Origin of the sequence: Methylophilus sp. 13 (genome assembly GCF_015354335.1) — a bacterium.
Lineage (GTDB): Bacteria > Pseudomonadota > Gammaproteobacteria > Burkholderiales > Methylophilaceae > Methylophilus > Methylophilus glucosoxydans.
Genome location: NZ_JADKYR010000001.1, coordinates 822,338 through 840,777, shown reverse-complemented (window position 1 = coordinate 840,777; position 18,440 = coordinate 822,338). Strand labels below are relative to the sequence as shown.

20 protein-coding genes are annotated in these 18,440 nt (G+C 53.9%); 12 read left to right on the top strand and 8 right to left on the bottom strand.

Translation table 11 applies throughout. The features are described from left to right. Positions 1-5: 5 nt before the first annotated feature. Positions 6-1,322 (bottom strand): Y-family DNA polymerase, encoded by a 1,317-nt coding sequence (locus tag INP77_RS03880; protein WP_228518677.1) that lies wholly within the window; start codon positions 1,320-1,322, stop codon positions 6-8. A gap of 133 nt (positions 1,323-1,455) precedes the next feature. On the opposite strand from INP77_RS03880, the gene pqqA (INP77_RS15015) reads away from it, so the two are divergent. Beyond that, positions 1,456-1,527: a pyrroloquinoline quinone precursor peptide PqqA gene (pqqA, locus tag INP77_RS15015; protein ID WP_081624291.1), complete on the top strand. Its 72-nt coding sequence runs from the start codon at positions 1,456-1,458 to the stop codon at positions 1,525-1,527. Positions 1,528-1,790: 263 nt separating this feature from the next. Here the strand turns inward: pqqA (INP77_RS15015) and INP77_RS03870 are convergent, their stop codons facing one another. The 3 genes from INP77_RS03870 to INP77_RS03860 form a co-directional block, all read right to left on the bottom strand. After that, complete coding sequence (locus INP77_RS03870) at positions 1,791-2,669, bottom strand: alpha/beta fold hydrolase (protein WP_194747362.1); 879 nt, start codon at positions 2,667-2,669, stop codon at positions 1,791-1,793. A gap of 2 nt (positions 2,670-2,671) precedes the next feature. Then, positions 2,672-3,292, bottom strand: coding sequence for a LexA family transcriptional regulator (locus tag INP77_RS03865; protein WP_194747360.1), 621 nt, complete (start codon positions 3,290-3,292; stop codon positions 2,672-2,674). Positions 3,293-3,469: 177 nt separating this feature from the next. Next, complete coding sequence (locus INP77_RS03860; protein ID WP_194747359.1) at positions 3,470-4,093, bottom strand: LexA family transcriptional regulator; 624 nt, start codon at positions 4,091-4,093, stop codon at positions 3,470-3,472. 114 nt (positions 4,094-4,207) lie between these two features. On the opposite strand from INP77_RS03860, the gene INP77_RS03855 reads away from it, so the two are divergent. Together INP77_RS03855 and INP77_RS03850 are read left to right on the top strand one after the other, a co-directional pair. Then, the gene (locus tag INP77_RS03855) at positions 4,208-5,023 is read left to right on the top strand and encodes a sulfite exporter TauE/SafE family protein (protein WP_194747358.1); all 816 of its coding nucleotides are present in this window, start codon (positions 4,208-4,210) and stop codon (positions 5,021-5,023) included. 46 nt (positions 5,024-5,069) lie between these two features. Continuing rightward, entirely contained in the window at positions 5,070-5,612 is a 543-nt protein-coding gene (locus INP77_RS03850; RefSeq protein ID WP_228518676.1) for an RDD family protein, read from the top strand. Positions 5,613-5,727: 115 nt separating this feature from the next. Here INP77_RS03850 and pqqA (INP77_RS03845) read toward each other — a convergent pair whose 3' ends face one another. Then, a complete protein-coding gene (gene pqqA, locus INP77_RS03845) occupies positions 5,728-5,799 on the bottom strand; it encodes a pyrroloquinoline quinone precursor peptide PqqA (RefSeq protein ID WP_081624291.1) in 72 nt (23 codons plus the stop codon). A gap of 195 nt (positions 5,800-5,994) precedes the next feature. Here pqqA (INP77_RS03845) and INP77_RS03840 point away from each other — a divergent pair, with 195 nt between their 5' ends. The 4 genes from INP77_RS03840 (at position 5,995) to INP77_RS03825 (ending at position 10,366) form a co-directional block, all read left to right on the top strand. Further along, complete coding sequence (locus tag INP77_RS03840; protein WP_194747357.1) at positions 5,995-6,654, top strand: YoaK family protein; 660 nt, start codon at positions 5,995-5,997, stop codon at positions 6,652-6,654. Between the two features lie 98 nt (positions 6,655-6,752). Continuing rightward, positions 6,753-8,384 (top strand): alpha-D-glucose phosphate-specific phosphoglucomutase, encoded by a 1,632-nt coding sequence (locus INP77_RS03835; protein WP_194747356.1) that lies wholly within the window; start codon positions 6,753-6,755, stop codon positions 8,382-8,384. A gap of 32 nt (positions 8,385-8,416) precedes the next feature. Next, positions 8,417-9,970, top strand: a complete 1,554-nt coding sequence (locus INP77_RS03830) for a M48 family metalloprotease (RefSeq protein WP_194747562.1) — start codon at positions 8,417-8,419, stop codon at positions 9,968-9,970. A 33-nt stretch (positions 9,971-10,003) separates the two neighbouring features. After that, positions 10,004-10,366 carry a putative quinol monooxygenase gene (locus INP77_RS03825; RefSeq protein ID WP_194747355.1) on the top strand — a complete coding sequence of 121 codons (363 nt, stop codon included), beginning with the start codon at positions 10,004-10,006 and terminating at the stop codon, positions 10,364-10,366. Between the two features lie 20 nt (positions 10,367-10,386). On the opposite strand, the gene INP77_RS03820 is transcribed toward INP77_RS03825, so the two are convergent. The 3 genes from INP77_RS03820 to iscX are packed head-to-tail and all read right to left on the bottom strand — an operon-like array spanning position 10,387 to position 12,506. Continuing rightward, the gene (locus tag INP77_RS03820) at positions 10,387-10,893 is read right to left on the bottom strand and encodes a TIGR02281 family clan AA aspartic protease (RefSeq protein ID WP_194747354.1); all 507 of its coding nucleotides are present in this window, start codon (positions 10,891-10,893) and stop codon (positions 10,387-10,389) included. An 11-nt stretch (positions 10,894-10,904) separates the two neighbouring features. Then, a complete protein-coding gene (locus INP77_RS03815) occupies positions 10,905-12,311 on the bottom strand; it encodes a phosphomannomutase/phosphoglucomutase (protein ID WP_194747353.1) in 1,407 nt (468 codons plus the stop codon). Further along, positions 12,312-12,506 carry a Fe-S cluster assembly protein IscX gene (iscX, locus tag INP77_RS03810; protein ID WP_194747352.1) on the bottom strand — a complete coding sequence of 65 codons (195 nt, stop codon included), beginning with the start codon at positions 12,504-12,506 and terminating at the stop codon, positions 12,312-12,314. A gap of 140 nt (positions 12,507-12,646) precedes the next feature. Here iscX and INP77_RS03805 point away from each other — a divergent pair, with 140 nt between their 5' ends. From INP77_RS03805 to ribD, 5 genes are all read left to right on the top strand, one after another. Next, positions 12,647-14,686: an AsmA family protein gene (locus INP77_RS03805; RefSeq protein WP_194747351.1), complete on the top strand. Its 2,040-nt coding sequence runs from the start codon at positions 12,647-12,649 to the stop codon at positions 14,684-14,686. 340 nt (positions 14,687-15,026) lie between these two features. Further along, complete coding sequence (glyA, locus tag INP77_RS03800; protein WP_194747350.1) at positions 15,027-16,274, top strand: serine hydroxymethyltransferase; 1,248 nt, start codon at positions 15,027-15,029, stop codon at positions 16,272-16,274. Positions 16,275-16,295: 21 nt separating this feature from the next. Further along, complete coding sequence (nrdR, locus tag INP77_RS03795) at positions 16,296-16,745, top strand: transcriptional regulator NrdR (RefSeq protein ID WP_194747349.1); 450 nt, start codon at positions 16,296-16,298, stop codon at positions 16,743-16,745. A gap of 107 nt (positions 16,746-16,852) precedes the next feature. Beyond that, positions 16,853-17,230: a hypothetical protein gene (locus tag INP77_RS03790; protein ID WP_194747348.1), complete on the top strand. Its 378-nt coding sequence runs from the start codon at positions 16,853-16,855 to the stop codon at positions 17,228-17,230. Between the two features lie 114 nt (positions 17,231-17,344). Beyond that, complete coding sequence (gene ribD, locus INP77_RS03785) at positions 17,345-18,436, top strand: bifunctional diaminohydroxyphosphoribosylaminopyrimidine deaminase/5-amino-6-(5-phosphoribosylamino)uracil reductase RibD (protein ID WP_194747347.1); 1,092 nt, start codon at positions 17,345-17,347, stop codon at positions 18,434-18,436. The last annotated feature ends 4 nt before the right edge of the window (positions 18,437-18,440 follow it).

The following is an 18,440-nucleotide window of genomic DNA, read 5'->3' as shown; positions in this document are numbered from 1 at the left end:
TACTCTCAATCCACACACAGCAGGTCTTTCCAGTTGGTCGTATAACTCGGGCTCTTGCGCATTTGCTTCATTTGCCAGGGCTGTTGCCGGCCTTCGCTTGCCAGCCGCAAGGTGGCTCTGCCCATTTTGCGGTTAATTGCGTCCATGGCCTGCATCAGCCGCGCAGTGTTGTCTGCTTGCGGGCTTGAATGAAACAAATCCTGTTGTATCGCCTGCGCAGGCACCAATTCGCCCAAGGACACGCCGGCTTTGGCATAGTCGTGTCCGGGCTGGTAAATGCGCCTGAGTGCCCAGAGTGCCGCTTTGACCAGTTGCCGGGTATCGTGCGTGGCCACCGGTAGTGGCACGGTGAGGGCATTGCTGTAAAAGCGGCTGTCCTCGCGGAAGGGGCTGGTGCGGATATACACATAGACACTGCCAGCAAACAGCTGTTTTTTGCGTAACTTTTCTGCAGCACGGGTCGTGTACAACGTCAGCGCTTCAGACAGGCCTTCGATTTCTCTGACCGGCTGGCCAAAGCTGCGAGTGCTCAAAATCTGTTGCTGCGGCCCGCGCACTTCTTGGAGTTCCAGGCACACGGTGCCATTCAGTTCACGAATGGTTTTCTCCATCACCACGCTAAAGCGCCTGCGCATGGTTTCGGCATCACTGTATTTGAGGTCATAGGCGGTGTGAATCGCTAGTGGACGTGCATGCAGCGTGGCGGCCAGGCGGCGGCCGATTCCCCAGACTTCATCCACCTGTATTTCGGCGAGACGGGCATCTACCGCAGGCGGCGGCAGGGCGTTGAAATTGCACACGCCTTGCATGGCAGGGGTATGCTTGGCGCAGTGATTGGCGAGTTTAGCCAGCGTTTTGCTGGCGCCTATGCCGACACACACCGGTAAACCGGTGCCGCGCAAGATGGTTTGCCGCAAGGTTTGTGCATACTCGGTCAAATCGCGCCGCGTAAACCCGGTCAACTCCAGAAAGCATTCGTCGATGGAGTAAATCTCCTGTGCCGGACTGAACTGACGCAAGATGGACATGACGCGGTTGCTCATGTCTGCATACAAGGCATAGTTAGAGGAGAAGGCAATGACGCCAGCGCGTTCTGCCTGCTTGCGAATCTGGAACCAGGGCGCACCCATGGCGATGCCCAGCGCTTTGGCTTCGGCGCTGCGCGAGACCACGCAGCCATCGTTATTGCTTAATACCACCACGGGCCGTTGGCGCAATGCGGGTTTAAACACGCGCTCACAGCTCACGTAAAAGTTATTCACATCAATCAGTGCAATGGTGCGTGCATGCATGCTTGGGCAGTCTGTCGCGTTCATTGGCATGAGGTGTGTTTCATGAAATTCCCTAATCCTTGTTCATGATCGGCAATAGCAGGATTTTGGCCCGCCGGGTCGATAATACTTTCACACGGGCAAGACATGGGGTCGGCCCGGGACAACAACAAGGAGATCAATCATGTGGACTAAACCAGCTGCAACTGAAATGCGTTTCGGTTTTGAAGTAACCATGTACGTCATGAACAAATAATTGTTCTGACTGACGGACAAGAGACCCGGTCGCCTAGTACCGGGTTTTTTGTGCGCGACGCATGACTCTCTTGCCGGTTTGCAACGCGCTGTTTTTGATGTTGCCTCAATGTCTCACCCATCAGCATGGCGGCCGTCAGCATAGAAGACGGCTGCCTGATACGACATTCAGCTGGATGCGCTGGCATGCGCATGCAGACCAGACACCTAGCCGCGACTCCCCTTGTTAGCAAGCCTGATCGCGGCTTTGCACGTCGCGCTTGATTAATAGGCGTAGGCTGCGCGCATGGAGAACATGCCCGGTGTCGCCTGCAGGCGCGGTTTGGCGGCGGTTTTTGGTTTGAGGAAGGCATGAATCGCTGCCGCCAAACGGGCGGGTTCATCGTATGGCAGCCCGTGCCCTGCATCCTGAATGACCTTGTATTGCAGATCAGGATTGATGCGGTGCAAGGCGCGTGCCGTTTCCGCCGAGACCACGCCTTCGCTGCCAAGCAGCATTAAGGTGGGCACATAAATATTGCGGATCAGTTCATCAAACTCTGGATTCGGTGGAATCAGCACATCAAATGCTTGCAGGCTGGTTTGCAGTCTGGCTTCTATCAGGTGCTCGATAATGGCCGAGGCGCGAAAACGGTGTTTCGCCTTGTCTGCTTTAAATAATGCTTCTTTGCTGGAAGTCAGCATCTGTTGATGTTGCTCAACCAGCTGGCGGTGATAGACCTCATGCGGCCACTCTGCACTCAGAAAGGTCGGGTCTGCCAAAATCACGCCATTGATCGCCAGGCCGAGTCTGCTGGCGACCATGGCCGCAGTCATGCCTCCCATGGAGTGGCCGAGCAGGTAGGGCGATTTGATGCCCAGCGTGCGGATCAGCTCAATCACATCATTGGCGTGGTCTTGATAGGTGTAGCCATGCAGGGGCGCGCTGGATTGGCCATGGCCGCGCGCATCCGGCATGATGATGTCATAGTGTTGCTCCAGCGCACGGGCAATGGGTGACCAGCATACGCTGTTGCCGGCCAGGCCGTGCAAGGCAATGATGGTCGGTTTGTTGCCGCCAGTGCGCAGGTAGTGAATATTGATACCGTTTGCTCTGCAAACGCCATCTGTCCAGTGAGAAGCAGGGGTATTTTGACGTGCCATGATTAAAACTTTCTAAAAGAACCAGTCACCACGCCCCAGATTTCAAACTGCATGTGTTGCGAGATCAGGATAGGGGCGTATCTTCCTGATGAATTAGCGGGTAATAACTTGGGCATACCATCTTTTTGTTTGGCGAGGGTTTTGACCGTAAATTCGCCATCAATCATGGCCAGCACAATATCGCCCACAGCGGGCACCTTGTCTTTTTCAATCACGGCTTTATCGCCAGGCATGAGGCCCACCTCAATCATGGATTCGCCTTGTATCGTGACAAAGAAGGTTTTGTCGGCCTTGTTGATCAGATAGGCATTCGGGTCCATGCGTGCATCGACATGGTCGTCAGCAGGGGACGGTAATCCGGCGGGCACTTTGGACTCAAACAGCGGCAAACTGACCTGGTCAAGCTCAGCCGATAACTGTGTAAATTCTTCAATGCGATCAAGATGGTCTTTCAGCTGCGCCAACCGCTGTTTTTTCGCGTAGGCCTCCAGAAAGTCGCTGATGACCGGCTTTTGGCTGTTAGGCACGCGCATGACCGAGGTTTCTTCCCGGTAGGTGCCTGTGCCTGACTTGCGCCCGGCGCCCGCTCTTTTGCCGCCGTGTGTATTGTCTTCATCGTTCATGGAAATTATTGTAACAGCAATCAAGTTTTATTGTAACAATAATCAAGATTTTTTTAAGTGTGATGAAAAAACGAGTGCACCCTGGCTAGGGGGTCACAGCAAACAGCTGTCGGTGGGCACAGTGTGCCCGGATGTGTGACTAATCAGGAATGGGTTTTTTGACGGATCTGCAGGTACTTATCTGAAGCGCCTGAATGAGCCAATGACGACGCCCCAGATTTCAAACTGCATGTCGTCTTCGATCAGAATCGGGCGGTACTTGCCTGAGGCATTGGCAGGTAACAGTTGTGGTTTGCCATTTTTTTGCCTGGACAGGGTTTTGATGGTGAATTCGCCATCAATCATCGCCAGCACAATATCGCCCATCACCGCCTGTTTGTTTTTATCCACCACGGCTTTATCGCCAGGCATGAGGCCCACCTCAATCATGGATTCGCCTTGTATGGTGACAAAAAATGTAGTGTCTGCCTGATCGATCAGGTATTCGTTGGGGTCCAGCCGTTGTTCGATATGATCATCCGCAGGCGAGGGGAAGCCTGCCGCCACTTTGGACTGAAATAAAGGTAAGGCAATGCCTGACGTATCGCGCGCCGGTTGCGCAAAAGATTGCGGGTTATCCAGGCTGTCCGGTGATGGTTGCCGCTGTTTGCGGCCATAGCTGGCCAGCAGTTGGCGAATGGCGGCCTGTTGGCTGGCAGGCATCCGCATGCCCGTTGTCGCTTCCTGGTATAAGCCAGAGCCCGGTTTGCGACCGGCACCGGGGCGCTTGCCTCCTGCTTTTTGATCAACCATCTCGTTCATTTGATTATTGTAACAAAAATTAGTGCGTGGGCAGTTAAACAAAACAGGAGGGATGCAAAAGAAAAAATAATCTCAGAAGGTATACTGTGCGGCCTGATCATTCAAAAAACTGCTATGGACTGGTTAACCGTTTTTTTTGAACAATATGCTGTGTTTTGCCTGATGGGCGTGATTGTCGGTGTCTTGTCTGGCTTGCTCGGGATTGGTGGCGGCATTGTGCTGGTACCCATGCTGCATGCCATTTTGGTCGCCAAAGGCTTTGCAGCCGACACGGCGTTTCATATGGCGCTGGCGACCTCGATGGCTTGCATCGTGTTTACCTCGCTGTCCAGCATTTTGGCGCATCATAAAAACCAGAATATTGTCTGGCCCTATGTGTGGGCCATGGTGCCGATGGCGTTTGTGGGGTCGTTGCTGGCGACACTGGTGGCGATTCATCTGGATGCCAGGTATTTGACGCTGTTTTTTGCCACCTTTACTTTTTTTGCGGCGGTGCAATTATTTCTGGATCGCAAACCGACCCAGCATAAAGTGCCAGGCAAGGTTGAGATTGGCCTGGTGTCATTGCTGATAGGCGGTGTGTCTGCGCTGGTGTCGATTGGCGGCGGAACCTTGACGGTGCCTTATTTAGCCATGCGCAATGTGTCGGTGAAGCAGGCGATTGGGACCTCGGCGGTATTGGGCTTTCCGATTGCTCTGGCCAGTACGGTCAGTTATTTGCAAGATGCCTGGCGGCAAACCGCACATGCGCCAGAAACGTTTGGCCTGCTGTATTTACCCGCGGTGATACTGCTGACGCCTTTTAGCATGCTCTTTGCACCAATGGGTGTCGCCCTAACGAGACGACTTCCGGTCAAGGTCTTGAAGCGCATTTTCGCCGTTTTTTTGATCGGTGTGAGTCTGAATCTGGTATGGTCACAACTGTTCTGAAACATCTTTTGCCTCGCGAGATCCACCAGTCAGCTTGCAGTCGTCCATGGTTATCCGTTGCCGCTATAATGTTGGTCAGCAGGCTAGCCAGCGCTCAACATTCAATCATCATTATCAGGGGGAATACATGCAGGTCGATGAACTGGAGTATGTTGGTTTTTGGGCGCGTGTCGGGGCTTCGCTCATTGATACGGGCTTGTTGGGTGTGATTATCTGGCCAATCCTGACCGCCTTTTATGGCGAGTCCTATTGGTCCAGTCAAAAGATGCTGCAAGGCCCGATGGATTTCATCATGTCGTGGTTGTTTCCTGCCGTGGCGGTGATCATTTTCTGGCTGACAAAGCAGGCGACACCGGGAAAAATGGCTATTTCAGCAAAAGTAGTCGATGCAAGAACTGGACAGAGTTTAACCACAGGGCAATCCATCGGCCGTTATCTGTCCTATTTTCTTGCGGGTCTTCCGCTGGGCCTGGGGATTCTGTGGGTGGCTTTCGACCGTCGAAAGCAAGGATGGCATGACAAACTTGCGGGAACCGTTGTGGTGCGTCAGAAAAACAGGCATCCGGAACCGGTCACCTTTGAGCGCTAGCATATTGTTTTTCGGGTGAAAGACCGTGGATATCTGCGAACTTACCCGTCATAAAAAAACCGCCGGAGTCCGGCGGTTTTTTGTTCAGCTCACTTGTGATTAAGACAAGCGCTGATTATTTGTTCATGACGTACATTGTTACTTCAAAGCCAAAACGCATTTCAGTTGCAGCTGGTTTAGTCCACATAATCGTCTCCTTAAGTGTTTGTTTAAATGCATCATGATTGATGTATTTGTATGACTCTCACTATACGCGGGTGTTTCAATCCAGACCTGAAGCGAATCCGTAAAAACGGCTCATGATTTTACGTAGTTTTTATAATCAGGTCGCTCACTCGGCGTAGAATAAGGCTGTCTGGTCTATGCAGGATTCGAGGTCTATATGATGCAGCGATTGCCACGCTGGGTAGAGTGGGGCGGGTTTTTAATGGCATTGAACGCCGGCTTTATTAATGCGGTGGGGGTATTAGGCTTCAGACATCAGGCGGTGTCGCATCTCACCGGGATTTCGACTTTTTTCTCCATTGAAATCATGCAGGGCGACGGGTTGCAGGCCTTGCACTTGCTTTGCGTGATGCTGTTTTTTTTGCTGGGCGCCATGCTCAGTGGTGTCATCATCGGGCATGAGGCACTCAAGCTCGGGCACCAGTATCATTGGGCGTTATGGCTGGAGGCCGGCTTGTTGGCCGCTGCTATCCTGCTATTGAATACGGGCTGGCACAGCGGACAGTGGCTGGCCTCGGCTGCTTGCGGCTTGCAAAATGCCATGACCAGCACCTATAGTGGCGCCGTGGTGCGCACCACGCATGTCTCGGGCCTGTTTACCGATATCGGCATTGCACTGGGCTTGCGCTTGCGCGGCAAGGCCGTGGATAAGCGCCGGCTCACACTGTATTTGTTGCTGATAGGCGGGTTTGTTTGTGGCGGGGTATTGGGCGCCTGCAGCTTTATGCGCTGGCATTTTAATGCCTTGTGGTTGCCGGTGGGCCATGTGGCCGCGTTGTCGCTGCTGTATTTTAGTCTGCGTCATCGCGCAGCCTGAATCATGCGGAGAAGGAGAAATCCCGCCGCACACAAAACTGCCATCAATTTGTAATACAATCAAGCTTAGATTTTTTTACATTTCACGAAGCCCATATCATGTCGATTCAAACTGTCGCTACACAAGCTTTTTCTGATCAAAAACCCGGGACCTCTGGCTTGCGCAAAAAAGTGCGCGTGTTTCAACAGCCACACTACCTGCAAAACTTTGTGCAAAGTATTTTTGATACGCTGGAGATTCCTGCCAATGCGACCTTGACGCTGGGCGGGGATGGCCGCTACTTTAATAAAGAAGCGATCCAGATCATTATCAAAATGGCGGCTGCCAACGGCTTTGGTAAAGTGCTGGTCGGCCAGCACGGTATTCTGTCTACACCGGCGGCTTCTCATCTGATCCGCAAATACCAGACTTTTGGCGGCATTATTCTTTCTGCCAGTCATAATCCAGGCGGACCGGATGACGATTTTGGCATCAAATACAACACCAGCAACGGCGGCCCGGCACCGGAAAAAATCACCGATGCCATTTTTGCCAATAGCAAACAAATCAGCCAATACAAACTGGCCGACTTGCCAGAGGTGGATCTCTCCAGTATCGGTGTCACCACCCTGGATGGCTTCGTGGTTGAAGTGATAGATGCGGTGAGTGACTATGCTGAACTGATGGAAAGCATGTTTGATTTTGCTGCCATCAAGCGCTGGCTGGCCGCGGGGCATCGGCTGACGTTTGATGCCATGCATGCCGTGACCGGGCCATATGCCAAGGAGATTTTGGGCAATCGCCTGGGCGCATCTGCAGACAGCCTCATGAATTGCGAAGTCTCCGAAAACTTTGGGGGCGGCCATCCGGACCCTAACCTGACCTATGCCGAAGACCTGGTCAAAGTGGCGTATGGCGCACAGGCCCCGGATTTTGCAGCGGCTTCTGATGGCGACGGGGATCGCAACATGATTCTGGGCAATCACTTTTTTGTCACGCCGTCTGACAGCCTGGCCCTGATTGCCGCCAATGCCAAGTTGATTCCTGCTTATGCCAAAGGCTTGTCTGGCGTCGCCCGTTCGATGCCAACCAGTGGTGCCGTAGACCGCGTGGCCGCCAAATTGGGCATCGCTTGTTACGAAACGCCCACCGGCTGGAAGTTTTTTGGCAACCTGATGGATGCTGGCCGCGTGACCTTGTGTGGTGAAGAAAGCTTTGGTACCGGCAGTGACCATGTCCGCGAAAAAGATGGCTTGTGGGCGGTGTTGTGCTGGTTGAATCTGCTGGCCGCCACTGGTGAGAGCGTTGAGTCACTGGTGCGCAAACATTGGCAAACCTATGGCCGCAATGTGTATTCTCGCCATGACTACGAAGGCGTGCCCACCGAGCAGGCCAATGCTGTGATGGCACATATCAAGGCCCAGTTTGCCAGCTTGCCTGGTCAGGTGTTTGGCAGCTACACCGTGAACACGGTGGATGACTTCAGTTATACCGACCCCGTCGATGGCTCTGTCAGCACTGGCCAGGGCTTGCGCATTCTGTTTGCCTGCGGCTCACGGGTGGTGATCCGTTTATCCGGCACCGGCACTGAAGGTGCCACCATCCGCGTTTATCTGGAGGCCTTTACGCAAGACCTGGCTCAGCAACAGCTCGATGCCCAGGAGGCATTGGCAGAACTGATTACGGTCTCGCATCAGATTTCGCAGTTGCCACAGCTGACTGGTAGACAGCAACCTACGGTGATTACTTAAGCAAAGGCTGCACAGGGAACCGTGGCGTGAACATGATCAAAAAAAGCATTCTTTGTCCGCTGATAGTATCTGCAGGCCTGCTGGCTTGCGGGGTGAATCCGGTCACCAAAGAGCGGGAGTTCCAGTTTGTCTCGCAAGACAAGGAAATCCAGATTGGCCAGCAAAACTATAGCCCGGCGCGTCAATCGCAAGGCGGCGACTATACGCTGGATCCTGAGCTGACACGCTATGTGCAGCAAGTCGGCCAGCGGTTAGCCGCGGTGTCTGACCGCCCGGATTTGCCCTATGAGTTTGTGGTGCTCAATGACTCAGTGCCCAATGCCTGGGCCATGCCGGGTGGCAAAATTGCGTTTAACCGGGGCCTGTTATACGAATTGCACAGCGAAGCTGAACTGGCGGCTGTGTTGGGCCATGAAATTGTGCACGCGGCGGCCAGGCATGGTGCCAAAGGCATGGAGCGTGGCATCTTTATGCAAGGGGCCATGCTGGCGGTGGGCCTGGCCACGCGTGACTCCAATTATGCCAATCTGGTGGTCGGTGGCGCGCAATTGGGCGGGCAACTGATCACGAGCAAATATGGCCGTGAGGCTGAGTCCGAGGCAGATCACTATGGCATGAAGTATATGAAGCTTGCCGGTTATGACCCTGCTGCGGCGGTGACGCTGCAAGAGACCTTTGTCCGGCTCAGTCAGGGCAAACGGCAGGATTTTCTGTCCGGCTTGTTTGCCAGCCACCCGCCTTCGCAAGAGCGTGTCGATCTCAACGAAAAAACCTTGGCTGAGCTGGGCACTGGCGGTGAGATGGGGAAAGAGATTTATGCACAAAAAGTCGCCAAACTAATGGCGACGCGCGAGGCTTATAAAGCCTACGATGAAGGCAAAGAGGCCTTGCAAAAAGGCGATACCGAAAAAGCAAAAACTTTGGCGAAAAAAGCCATCAGCATTGAGCCGCGCGAAGCGCGTTTCGAGGAGCTGCTGGGGGATATTGCCCTCACCAAGAAAAATACTACCGAAGCGCTGGCGTTTTACGACAAAGCCATCCAGATGCAACCGGACTACTTCAAGCCCTATGTGCAAAGTGGCATTGCCCTGTTTAATGCCGGTAAAAAAGAGCAGGCGGAATCCTTTTTGAAAAAAGCCAACGCCTTGTTACCAACGGCGCCAGGCTATGCCTTGCTTGGGCAGATTGCTGAAGGGCGTGGCGAAACCGCCCTGGCGTTGCAGCATTATCAACTGGCGGCAAGTTCAGATTCCGAAATCGGCAAAGAGGCTGCGGCAAGAGCCATGCGACTCGATTTGCCACGCAACCCTGGCCGCTATTTGCCTGCTGGTCCGCTGGCTGATGATACCGGCATGGTTTACGCTGCCGTGCAAAATAACAGCAATGTGCCGGTGGGGCGCGTGCAAGTACGCATGCTGCAATACGACAGCCGTGGCCGCATGGTCAACCAGACGCGTTCGATGTTGATTACGGGCGGCATTGCCCCCGGTCGGCGCGGTTCAGTGGCCACCGGTGTCCGCATCATCGACCAGGCCGATTTGCAGTTTTTCCGGGTCGTGGTTGAAGGCGCCGAACTCGCCAATTAATCACGCGATTATTCAATCATTTGGTTTCATCCTATGGCCACTACCGATTCCTGTGTCTCCGTCTCTCCCTACTTTGAAATCCAGCCTGGCCAGGCTTCTGCCTTTCGGGCGATTTGCGAAAAATATGTGAGCTGGTCATCCCGTGAGCCTGGTTGCCTGTATTACGGCTTTAGCTTTCACGGTGACTTGGCCCATTGCCGCGAAGGGTTCACCAATGCAGAAGCGCTGTTGGCGCACATCGAAAACCTGCGGCCGATTTTGCACGAGATGGGGGAAGTGTCTAAGTTGGTGCGGATTGAAGTGCATGGGACAGAAGCCGAATTGGCCAAGCTGAGGGAGCCGTTGGCAGGGATGCATCCGCAGTGGTTTGTGCTCGAATTCGGCTACAGAAAATAGCTTGAAATTTAATAGCAGCCTTATTCTGCGTTCTGAATGGTCATGGTGCCTTGGTATAAGCGCACATCCATTCTGCCTAAAAAGCTCATGCCGAGCAGGGCATCGCCTTCCAGTCCAGGCGAAATCGTCGCGGCGACATCATGGGCGACGACGCCACCCAGTTGCACGGTTTTAAGCCTGACCAAATAAGCGACCGCCGTGCCGTTGGCAGTGTGGGTGCTAATCGCGTCATGGCTGACCAGACCCAAGCGGTCTGCCACATTTTGTGAGATGGCGACACCGGTGGCTCCGGTATCCACCAGAACGCGTACCCGTTCGCCATTAATAAGGGCTTCGGCACTGTAATGGCCGTCGGTGCCGCGCTTGAGCGTCACCACTTTTTGCTGGCCGAGTTGTTCCAGGGTGTTGGGGTGTTGTACGCGGTCTACCAGAAACCAGATCAGTGCAGCTAGCCCCAGCCAGAGCAGGGTGTAAAGCAGGCTGCGCCCGCGGAGATGGTTTTTTTGAGTGGCATGTCGCATGCTCATTCAATGGAGGCTCAAAAAGGGATTTTCAAGTCTGGGTGAGCGCTGAGTAGCCGTTGTTTGAATGTCTGTTGAATGCGGGTTAAGGCCGCATTGTCATCGGCCTCAAAGCGCAAGGTCAACACGGGTGTGGTGTTTGAGGCGCGAATCAAACCAAAGCCATCGGCATACTCAACGCGCAAGCCATCGATGGTGATCACTTCTACTGCGCCCGGAAATTGCGCGGCTTGTTGCAGTTGCGCAATAAAGGCATGTGGCTCGCCTTCTTGCATGGCGATTTGCAGTTCTGGCGTGTTGAGGCTGTCTGGCAGGGCTTCTAGCACGGCGTTGGCATCGGGGCTGCGGCTCACCAGTTCGAGCAGGCGTGCCGCGCTATACAGGCCATCATCAAAACCAAACCAGCGCGGGGTACCCGCGACACAGTCATTAAAAAACAAATGACCCGAGAGCTCACCACCGATGGCGGCACCCGTTTCCTTGATTTTGGCTTTCATCAGCGAGTGGCCGGTTTTCCAGATCACCGGTTTACCCCCATGTTGGCGTATCCAGGGCGCGAGATGGCGGCTGGATTTGACATCAAACACCACTTGGCTGCCTGGTTGCTGGCTGAGTATATCCTCTACAAACAACATGAGCTGGCGGTCGCTACGGATGATTTGCCCGGATCGGGTGACCACGCCCAGACGGTCGCCATCGCCATCAAACGCGATCCCGATTTCGGCGGTGCCGCCTTGCAAGGCGTGGATGACGTCCTGCAAGTTTTTGGCTTCCACCGGGTCTGGGTGGTGGTTGGGGAAGTGACCATCGACCTCACAAAACAGCGGCTCGACCTCGCAGCCTAATGCCTGGAGTATGGCGGGCGCGTAGGCGCCGGCGACACCGTTGCCGCAGTCGATGACCACTCGCATGGGGCGTGCGAGCTGGATATCCGACACAATGGCTGCCTGATAGGCGGGATAAATATCGTAGCTGGTTTGATTGCCAGCTTGGTCGGGCTGGTAAAACTGCTGCTGCATGATGCTGTGCTTGAGGGCCTGGATGGCTTCGCTACTGAGCGTCTCGCCCGCAATCACCATTTTGAGGCCATTGTATTGCGGTGGGTTATGGCTGCCGGTGATCATGACGCCACTGTGCGTTTGGGCAAGGTAATGCGTTGCAAAATACAGCATGGGCGTAGTGATCATGCCCAGATTCAGCACATTGACGCCCGTTTGCATCAGCCCTGCACTCAAGGCAGTGGCCAGTGCCGGGCTGGATAAGCGGCCATCATAGCCCACGCAGACACTCTGCTCGCCGCGTGCCTGTGCCAAAGAGCCCAGCGCCAGGCCAATCTGCTGCACAATCTCTTCTGTCAATGTGTCGCCGACAATGCCACGGATGTCGTAGGCTTTGAAAATCGACGCTGGCAGCAATGGAATCATTTATTCGGCTTCTTCTATCCAGGCCAGTTGAATCGCCTCCAGGATTTTTTCGCCGCAGCGGGAGGGCTCATCATCAAAGTCTTCCAAATCCATCACCCATTGCATGAGGTCGGTAAAGCGGATGGTTTTGGGGTCAATCTCGGGGAATTGATCATACAGCTCTTCAGCGATACGCTGGCTGTCAGTCCATTTCATGGTGGTGGGCTCCTGTCGATGTGAGTGATATTGGCTCATTATAACTGACAGTAGCTGCCGGATTTGCCAGAATCCACCTACAGCGCTGTCAGACGTGGGGCACTGGTCAGCCTGAGCTGCACGCGGCATCATAACGTGTTATGAGTGATATTGATAAAACACCTCGCGCTCCCCTGTTTGCACGCTGGCTGGGGGGCATGCTACTTGTGCTTGTCTTTGTAGTCATGGTCTGCGAAATGCTGGGCTGGCCTTTTTTGCGCCAACCCCTGCAAACCGCGTTGCAAAATCAGTTGCAACGGGCCGTGATCATAGACCGTCCTTTCCATTTGCAATTGCTGGGTGGCATCCGGTTGCAAGTAGGCGGATTGAGAATTGCCGCGCCCGCAGGCTTTGACGCGCCTTATTTTGTTGAAGCGCATGGCTTGTCGCTGGCGTTGCGCTACCGCGACCTGTGGTCACTCAAAGCACGCGATCCTTATCGCATTGCGTCGATTCGCGCGGACCGTTTAAATGCTTACATGATCCGCCATGCCAACCAAGAGGCCAGTTGGGATTTTGAGCTGGATGACGGCAGTCCGCCCCGTCCGTTTCCCATCATTGAGCAACTGGCCGTTAATGAGGGGCAAGCCAAGGTTGCCGATGCCGTTACGGATGCGCAACTGAACGTCAAGTTTTATACCGAAGAGGGCGCCCATCTTAAAACGCCGGAATCGCAAATCAAAGTGGATGGTCAGTTCCGTCGTTTGCCCTTGCAGGCCGCATTGGTGACGCAAGGCTTTTTACCGATCGCGACTCAGGGGCAGGACTCACCGCCAGTTAACTCGCAAGGATGGTTAACGTATGGTGCCGTGCATGCCACGTTCCGCGGTGCCGTATATGATGTGTTGGGTGTCCAGCGTGTCAAGGGGCAGGTAGAGGTAAAAGGTTCATCGCTGGCCGATGTCGGGGACTTGCTGAGCCTGACATTCCCTAGGACACCGCATTTCAAAATCAAGGCGGCGGTTGAAAAAAACGCGACGCAGTGGGCTGTGAATGTCGCCTCTGCACACATTGGCAACAGTCAGCTGGCGGGACAGTTTGTGTATGATCTTGCCCCAGAAACGCCGATGTTGACTGGCAAACTGCAAGGGTCTTTATTGATGTTGGCGGATTTGGCGCCCGCCTTTGGCGCTGCAGCGACTTCATCAACAAGCAACCCGCATCCAGGCAAATTGTTTCCAAATACCTCGCTGGATTTTACGACCTATGGCCGCATGAATGCGGATATCGATGTGCATATTGATGCGGTCGATTTAGGATCGGCCTTCAGGCAGCGCATTGCACCGCTTAAATTGCGCTTGCGTCTGCAAAAACACAAGTTAAGTCTGGCAGAGCTGGAGGCCAGTACGGCTCAAGGCTCGCTCTCAGGCGCGCTATCGATTGATGCACATGATGTGCAGAACGCCGACTTGTCGCCACCCGCTGCCCCGGATTGGGAGATTGCGCTGGCGGTGCATGATATCCGTTTGGAACAATGGCTAAAAGTCTCGCCACAGACGGATAAAAAATCGACCAGTGACGCAGCCAAAGAGACCAGCCAACAGCCGGCGCCAGCTTATGTGAGCGGTAAATTGAATGGGCGTGCCAAGCTGCAGGGGCATGGCCGCTCAACCGCCGAATTATTGCGCTCGCTGGATGGTCAGCTCGCCCTGATGGTGCGTCAGGGGGAAATGTCTCACTTGTTGATTGAGGCGGCTGGCTTAGACATCGCTCAAGCGGTTGGTGTCATGATCAAGGGCGACCAGCCCTTGCCCATGCATTGCGCCGCGATGGGCTGGCGGGCCAAAGAGGGTGTTTTGACACCAGAGGCAGCCGTGATTGATACGCCTGTGACGACCGTCACGGTCAATGGTGCCGTCGATTTGGGTCAGGAGCAGCTCAACCTTAAACTCCAGGCCAGTCCTAAAAACTTTTCGCCGTTAACCGTGCGCTCACCTATTCTGGTGACAGGGCCTTTTGTGGACCCCCAGGTTTCGATCAGCCCGGGACCGATTGCCGCACGGGTCGCTGGCGGCATATTACTGGCATTGATCAATCCGTTTGCCGCCATCCTGCCATTTCTCGATCCGGGCGATCAAAGTGCAACTACGGATGTAGGCTGCCAGCAAACCTTGCAACAATTAAAAATGCGTCAACATTGAGTCAAGACAAGACAGCATCCCCTGAAAAAAAAGAACCCAACCGAAGTTGGGTTTAGGGAGCGATTTTGGAGATATACGCTTACGCATCTTATTAAGCATAAGCTGTGCCAGATTTAAAAAAATAATTTAAATCAATTGCTTAAGTATTTAATTCTGTTTTTTGGTGCATGTTGTTTCAATCAGGCTGGTGATGTTTGCACTGTATTGGTGCGCTTTGTGTCTGGATTACACCACGCCTCAAAGTGATAGGCGCTCAATGAGCGCATCGCTAAAGATGGATGCTGAGGTCGCCTCATGCTAAAATCGCGCTTTATTTTTGTGATACGGAAACTTGATCGTCATGTTTAGCTTTTCAAGAAACTTAAGCGTTGCAGACCCGGCCTTGGCCCAAATGATTTCTTCCGAAGTGGAGCGTCAGCATCAGCATATCGAGTTGATTGCTTCAGAAAACTACACCAGTCCAGCGGTGATGGAAGCCCAAGGCTCGCAATTGACGAACAAGTATGCTGAAGGGTATCCAGGCAAACGCTTTTACGGTGGCTGTGAGTTTGTTGACCAGGTTGAACAGCTGGCGATTGACCGACTGAAAGCCTTGTATGGGGCTGAGTATGCCAACGTGCAGCCACATTCTGGCTCACAGGCGAATCAGGCCGTGTATTTCTCCATCCTGAAACCAGGCGATACCGTCATGGGCATGAATCTGGGTCACGGCGGTCACCTCACACACGGTTCTCCGGCTAACCTGTCCGGCAAGTTGTTTAATATCGTGCCTTACGGTTTGAACGATAAAGAAGAGATCGACTACGATGAGATGGAGCGTATCGCGGTGGAGTGCAAACCAAAGTTGTTGATTGGGGGTGCTTCTGCGTATGCCTTGCGTTTTGACTGGGCGCGTATGGCTGAAATCGCTAAAAAAGTCGGTGCTTATTTCATGGTCGATATGGCGCACTATTCTGGCCTGATTGCAGCGGGTGTCTATCCTAACCCGGTGCCCCATGCTGACTTTGTGACTTCAACCACGCACAAGACCTTACGTGGTCCACGTGGCGGTATCATCATGGCCAAGGCCGAGTTTGAAAAATCACTGAATTCCAATGTGTTCCCAAGCTTGCAAGGCGGCCCGTTGATGCACGTTATCGCCGGTAAGGCGACAGCTTTCCTCGAAGCGGCACAGCCAGACTTCAAAGCGTATCAGGAACAGGTATTGAAGAACGCCAGCATCATGGCCAGCACGTTGGCTGCGCGTGGTTTGCGTATTATCTCCGGCCGTACCGAGTCTCATGTATTCCTGGTGGACCTGCGTCCTAAAGGCTTGACGGGTAAGGCGGCAGATGCTTATCTGGGCCAAGCGCACATTACGGTCAACAAGAATGCGATTCCTAACGACCCCGAGAGCCCGTTTGTGACTTCCGGTATTCGTATCGGTTCGCCTGCGATCACAACGCGTGGCTTTAAAGAAGCCGAAGCCGAGCAAGTGGCTAACCTGATTGCCGATGTGCTGGATAATCCGGAAAGCGCTGAAGTGATTGCGGCCACCAAGGCGAAGGTGCATGCCTTGACCGATCAATTCCCGGTGTACGGTAAATAATTTTTCCGGCTATCCACAGCCATGAAATGTCCGTTTTGCGGTGCTGATGATACGCAAGTGGTGGATTCCCGCCTCAATGAGGAAGGGAACTCCATCCGCAGGCGCCGTCGCTGTCAGGTGTGTGACAAGCGCTTTACCACCTATGAAACGGCAGAATTGCATTTGCCACAGGTGGTGAAGCAAAACGGGACGCGCGAAGAGTTCAAGCGCGAAAAATTGCGCCTCTCATTTACACGCGCCCTGCACAAACGTCCGGTGCCTACCGAATATGTCGATAAAGCACTGGACCGCATTGTTCAAAAAGTGCTCGGTTTGGGTGCGCGCGAAGTGCCTGCGCGGTTGCTGGGTGAAACCGTCATGCAAGAGTTAAAACAAATGGATCAGGTGGCGTATATCCGCTTTGCTTCGGTGTATCGAAGCTTTTCAGATGTGGATGACTTTCATAACGCCATCCGCGATCTGGATAACTGACAACAACCATTGCCGGACGCACCCTCTGTGCGCTGGTGTATGTGTTCCGTGTGCCTTGCTTCAACCGGTGCACGGTCTATCAATGTTGCATGTGAAGGCGGGGGCGTATGAAACTGATCAAGCTGTCTGCAGTGGTATTAGCGGTATTCACCGTGATTCTCACCATCGTGTTTTTTACCTGGTGGGCATTTAAAGATGAGGCTGTGTTTGGTCGAGACAAGTTTGACCAGACCCGCTGGATGCAATTGTCCAACACCGTGCAAAAGGAGTGTAGACGCGGTGACATGGCATACGATCTCAAAAATCACATCCTGATTCGAGGCGCCAAAAAAGAGGCCGTCATGGCCCTGCTTGGGCGGCCTAGCCTTGAGGACGCCAATGCACTTGAGTATGATCTGGGTAAGTGCATGCATGTCTATCATGCCTTACGCATATACTTTGACCAGGACGGACGTCTCACCCATAGTCAAATCTCCTCTCATTAGCTTTCTTTAATACGCGCTTTATTCAGGCCGTGGTCTTATTATTCACTGGCCGTTCAAAGGTGTCCGCCATACAAAACCACCGCAAGGCGGGCTTTTTTTGTATGATGCTAGTCTATGTTACACAGTGCTCAAGATATTCAATGGATGACCCATGCCTTGCGCCTGGCGGCGCATGGACTGTATTCGACCACGCCTAATCCGCGTGTCGGGTGTGTCATCGTCAAACAAAGCCAAGTGGTTGGAGAAGGCGCTCACCTCAAGGCGGGGGAACCCCATGCTGAAGTGCACGCCTTGCGCGCCGCTGGCGAGCAGGCGTGGGGGGCTACTGCATACGTGACTCTGGAGCCCTGCAGTCATTTTGGCCGGACGCCCCCCTGCGCCGATGCACTGGTGAATGCCGGTGTGAGCCGGGTCGTGGTTGCCATGCAGGATCCGAATCCTTTGGTTGCTGGCAACGGCATTGCACGTTTGCAGGCACAGGGTATTGCTGTCACGGTTGGGGTTTGCGAAGCGCAGGCCAAGGCGCTGAATCCCGGGTTTATTCTGCGCATGACGCAACAACGCCCTTATGTCCGTCTCAAGGTCGCTGCCAGTCTGGATGGCCGCACAGCGTTGGCGAATGGCGTCAGTCAATGGATCACGTCGCCGGAGGCACGGAAAGATGTCCATCACTGGCGTGCGCAAAGTTGTGCAGTGATCACGGGTATCTCTACCATTCTGCAGGATAATGCCTCGCTCACCGTACGTGAGGTGAAGACTCCACGCCAACCGCTACGCGTCATTCTCGATAGCCAGTTACGCATCCCGATAGACGCCAAGGTGTTGCAGGATGGCCATGCGCTGGTGGCGTATGCGCACGGGGAGGCCGCCAAGCTGGAGATATTGCAAGTGATGGGGGTACGTACCCTGCATGCACCGAATGTGCAGGGGCAGGTGGATATTGCTGCCGTCATGCAGGCACTAACGGCCTGGCCTTGTAATGAGGTATTGGTCGAGGCCGGGGCAACGCTGAATGGGGCCTTTTTGCAAAGCGGGTTTGTGGATGAGTTATTGCTGTATTACGCACCCAAGCTAATGGGAGACGCGGCACGCGGCATGTTTGCCCTGCCAGCATGGAGGCAGATGGCAGACATACATACGCTGGACATCATGGATCTGCGACAGGTCGGGCAGGATATCCGTCTTCAGGCCAGGCTTAAGGCCTGATTCT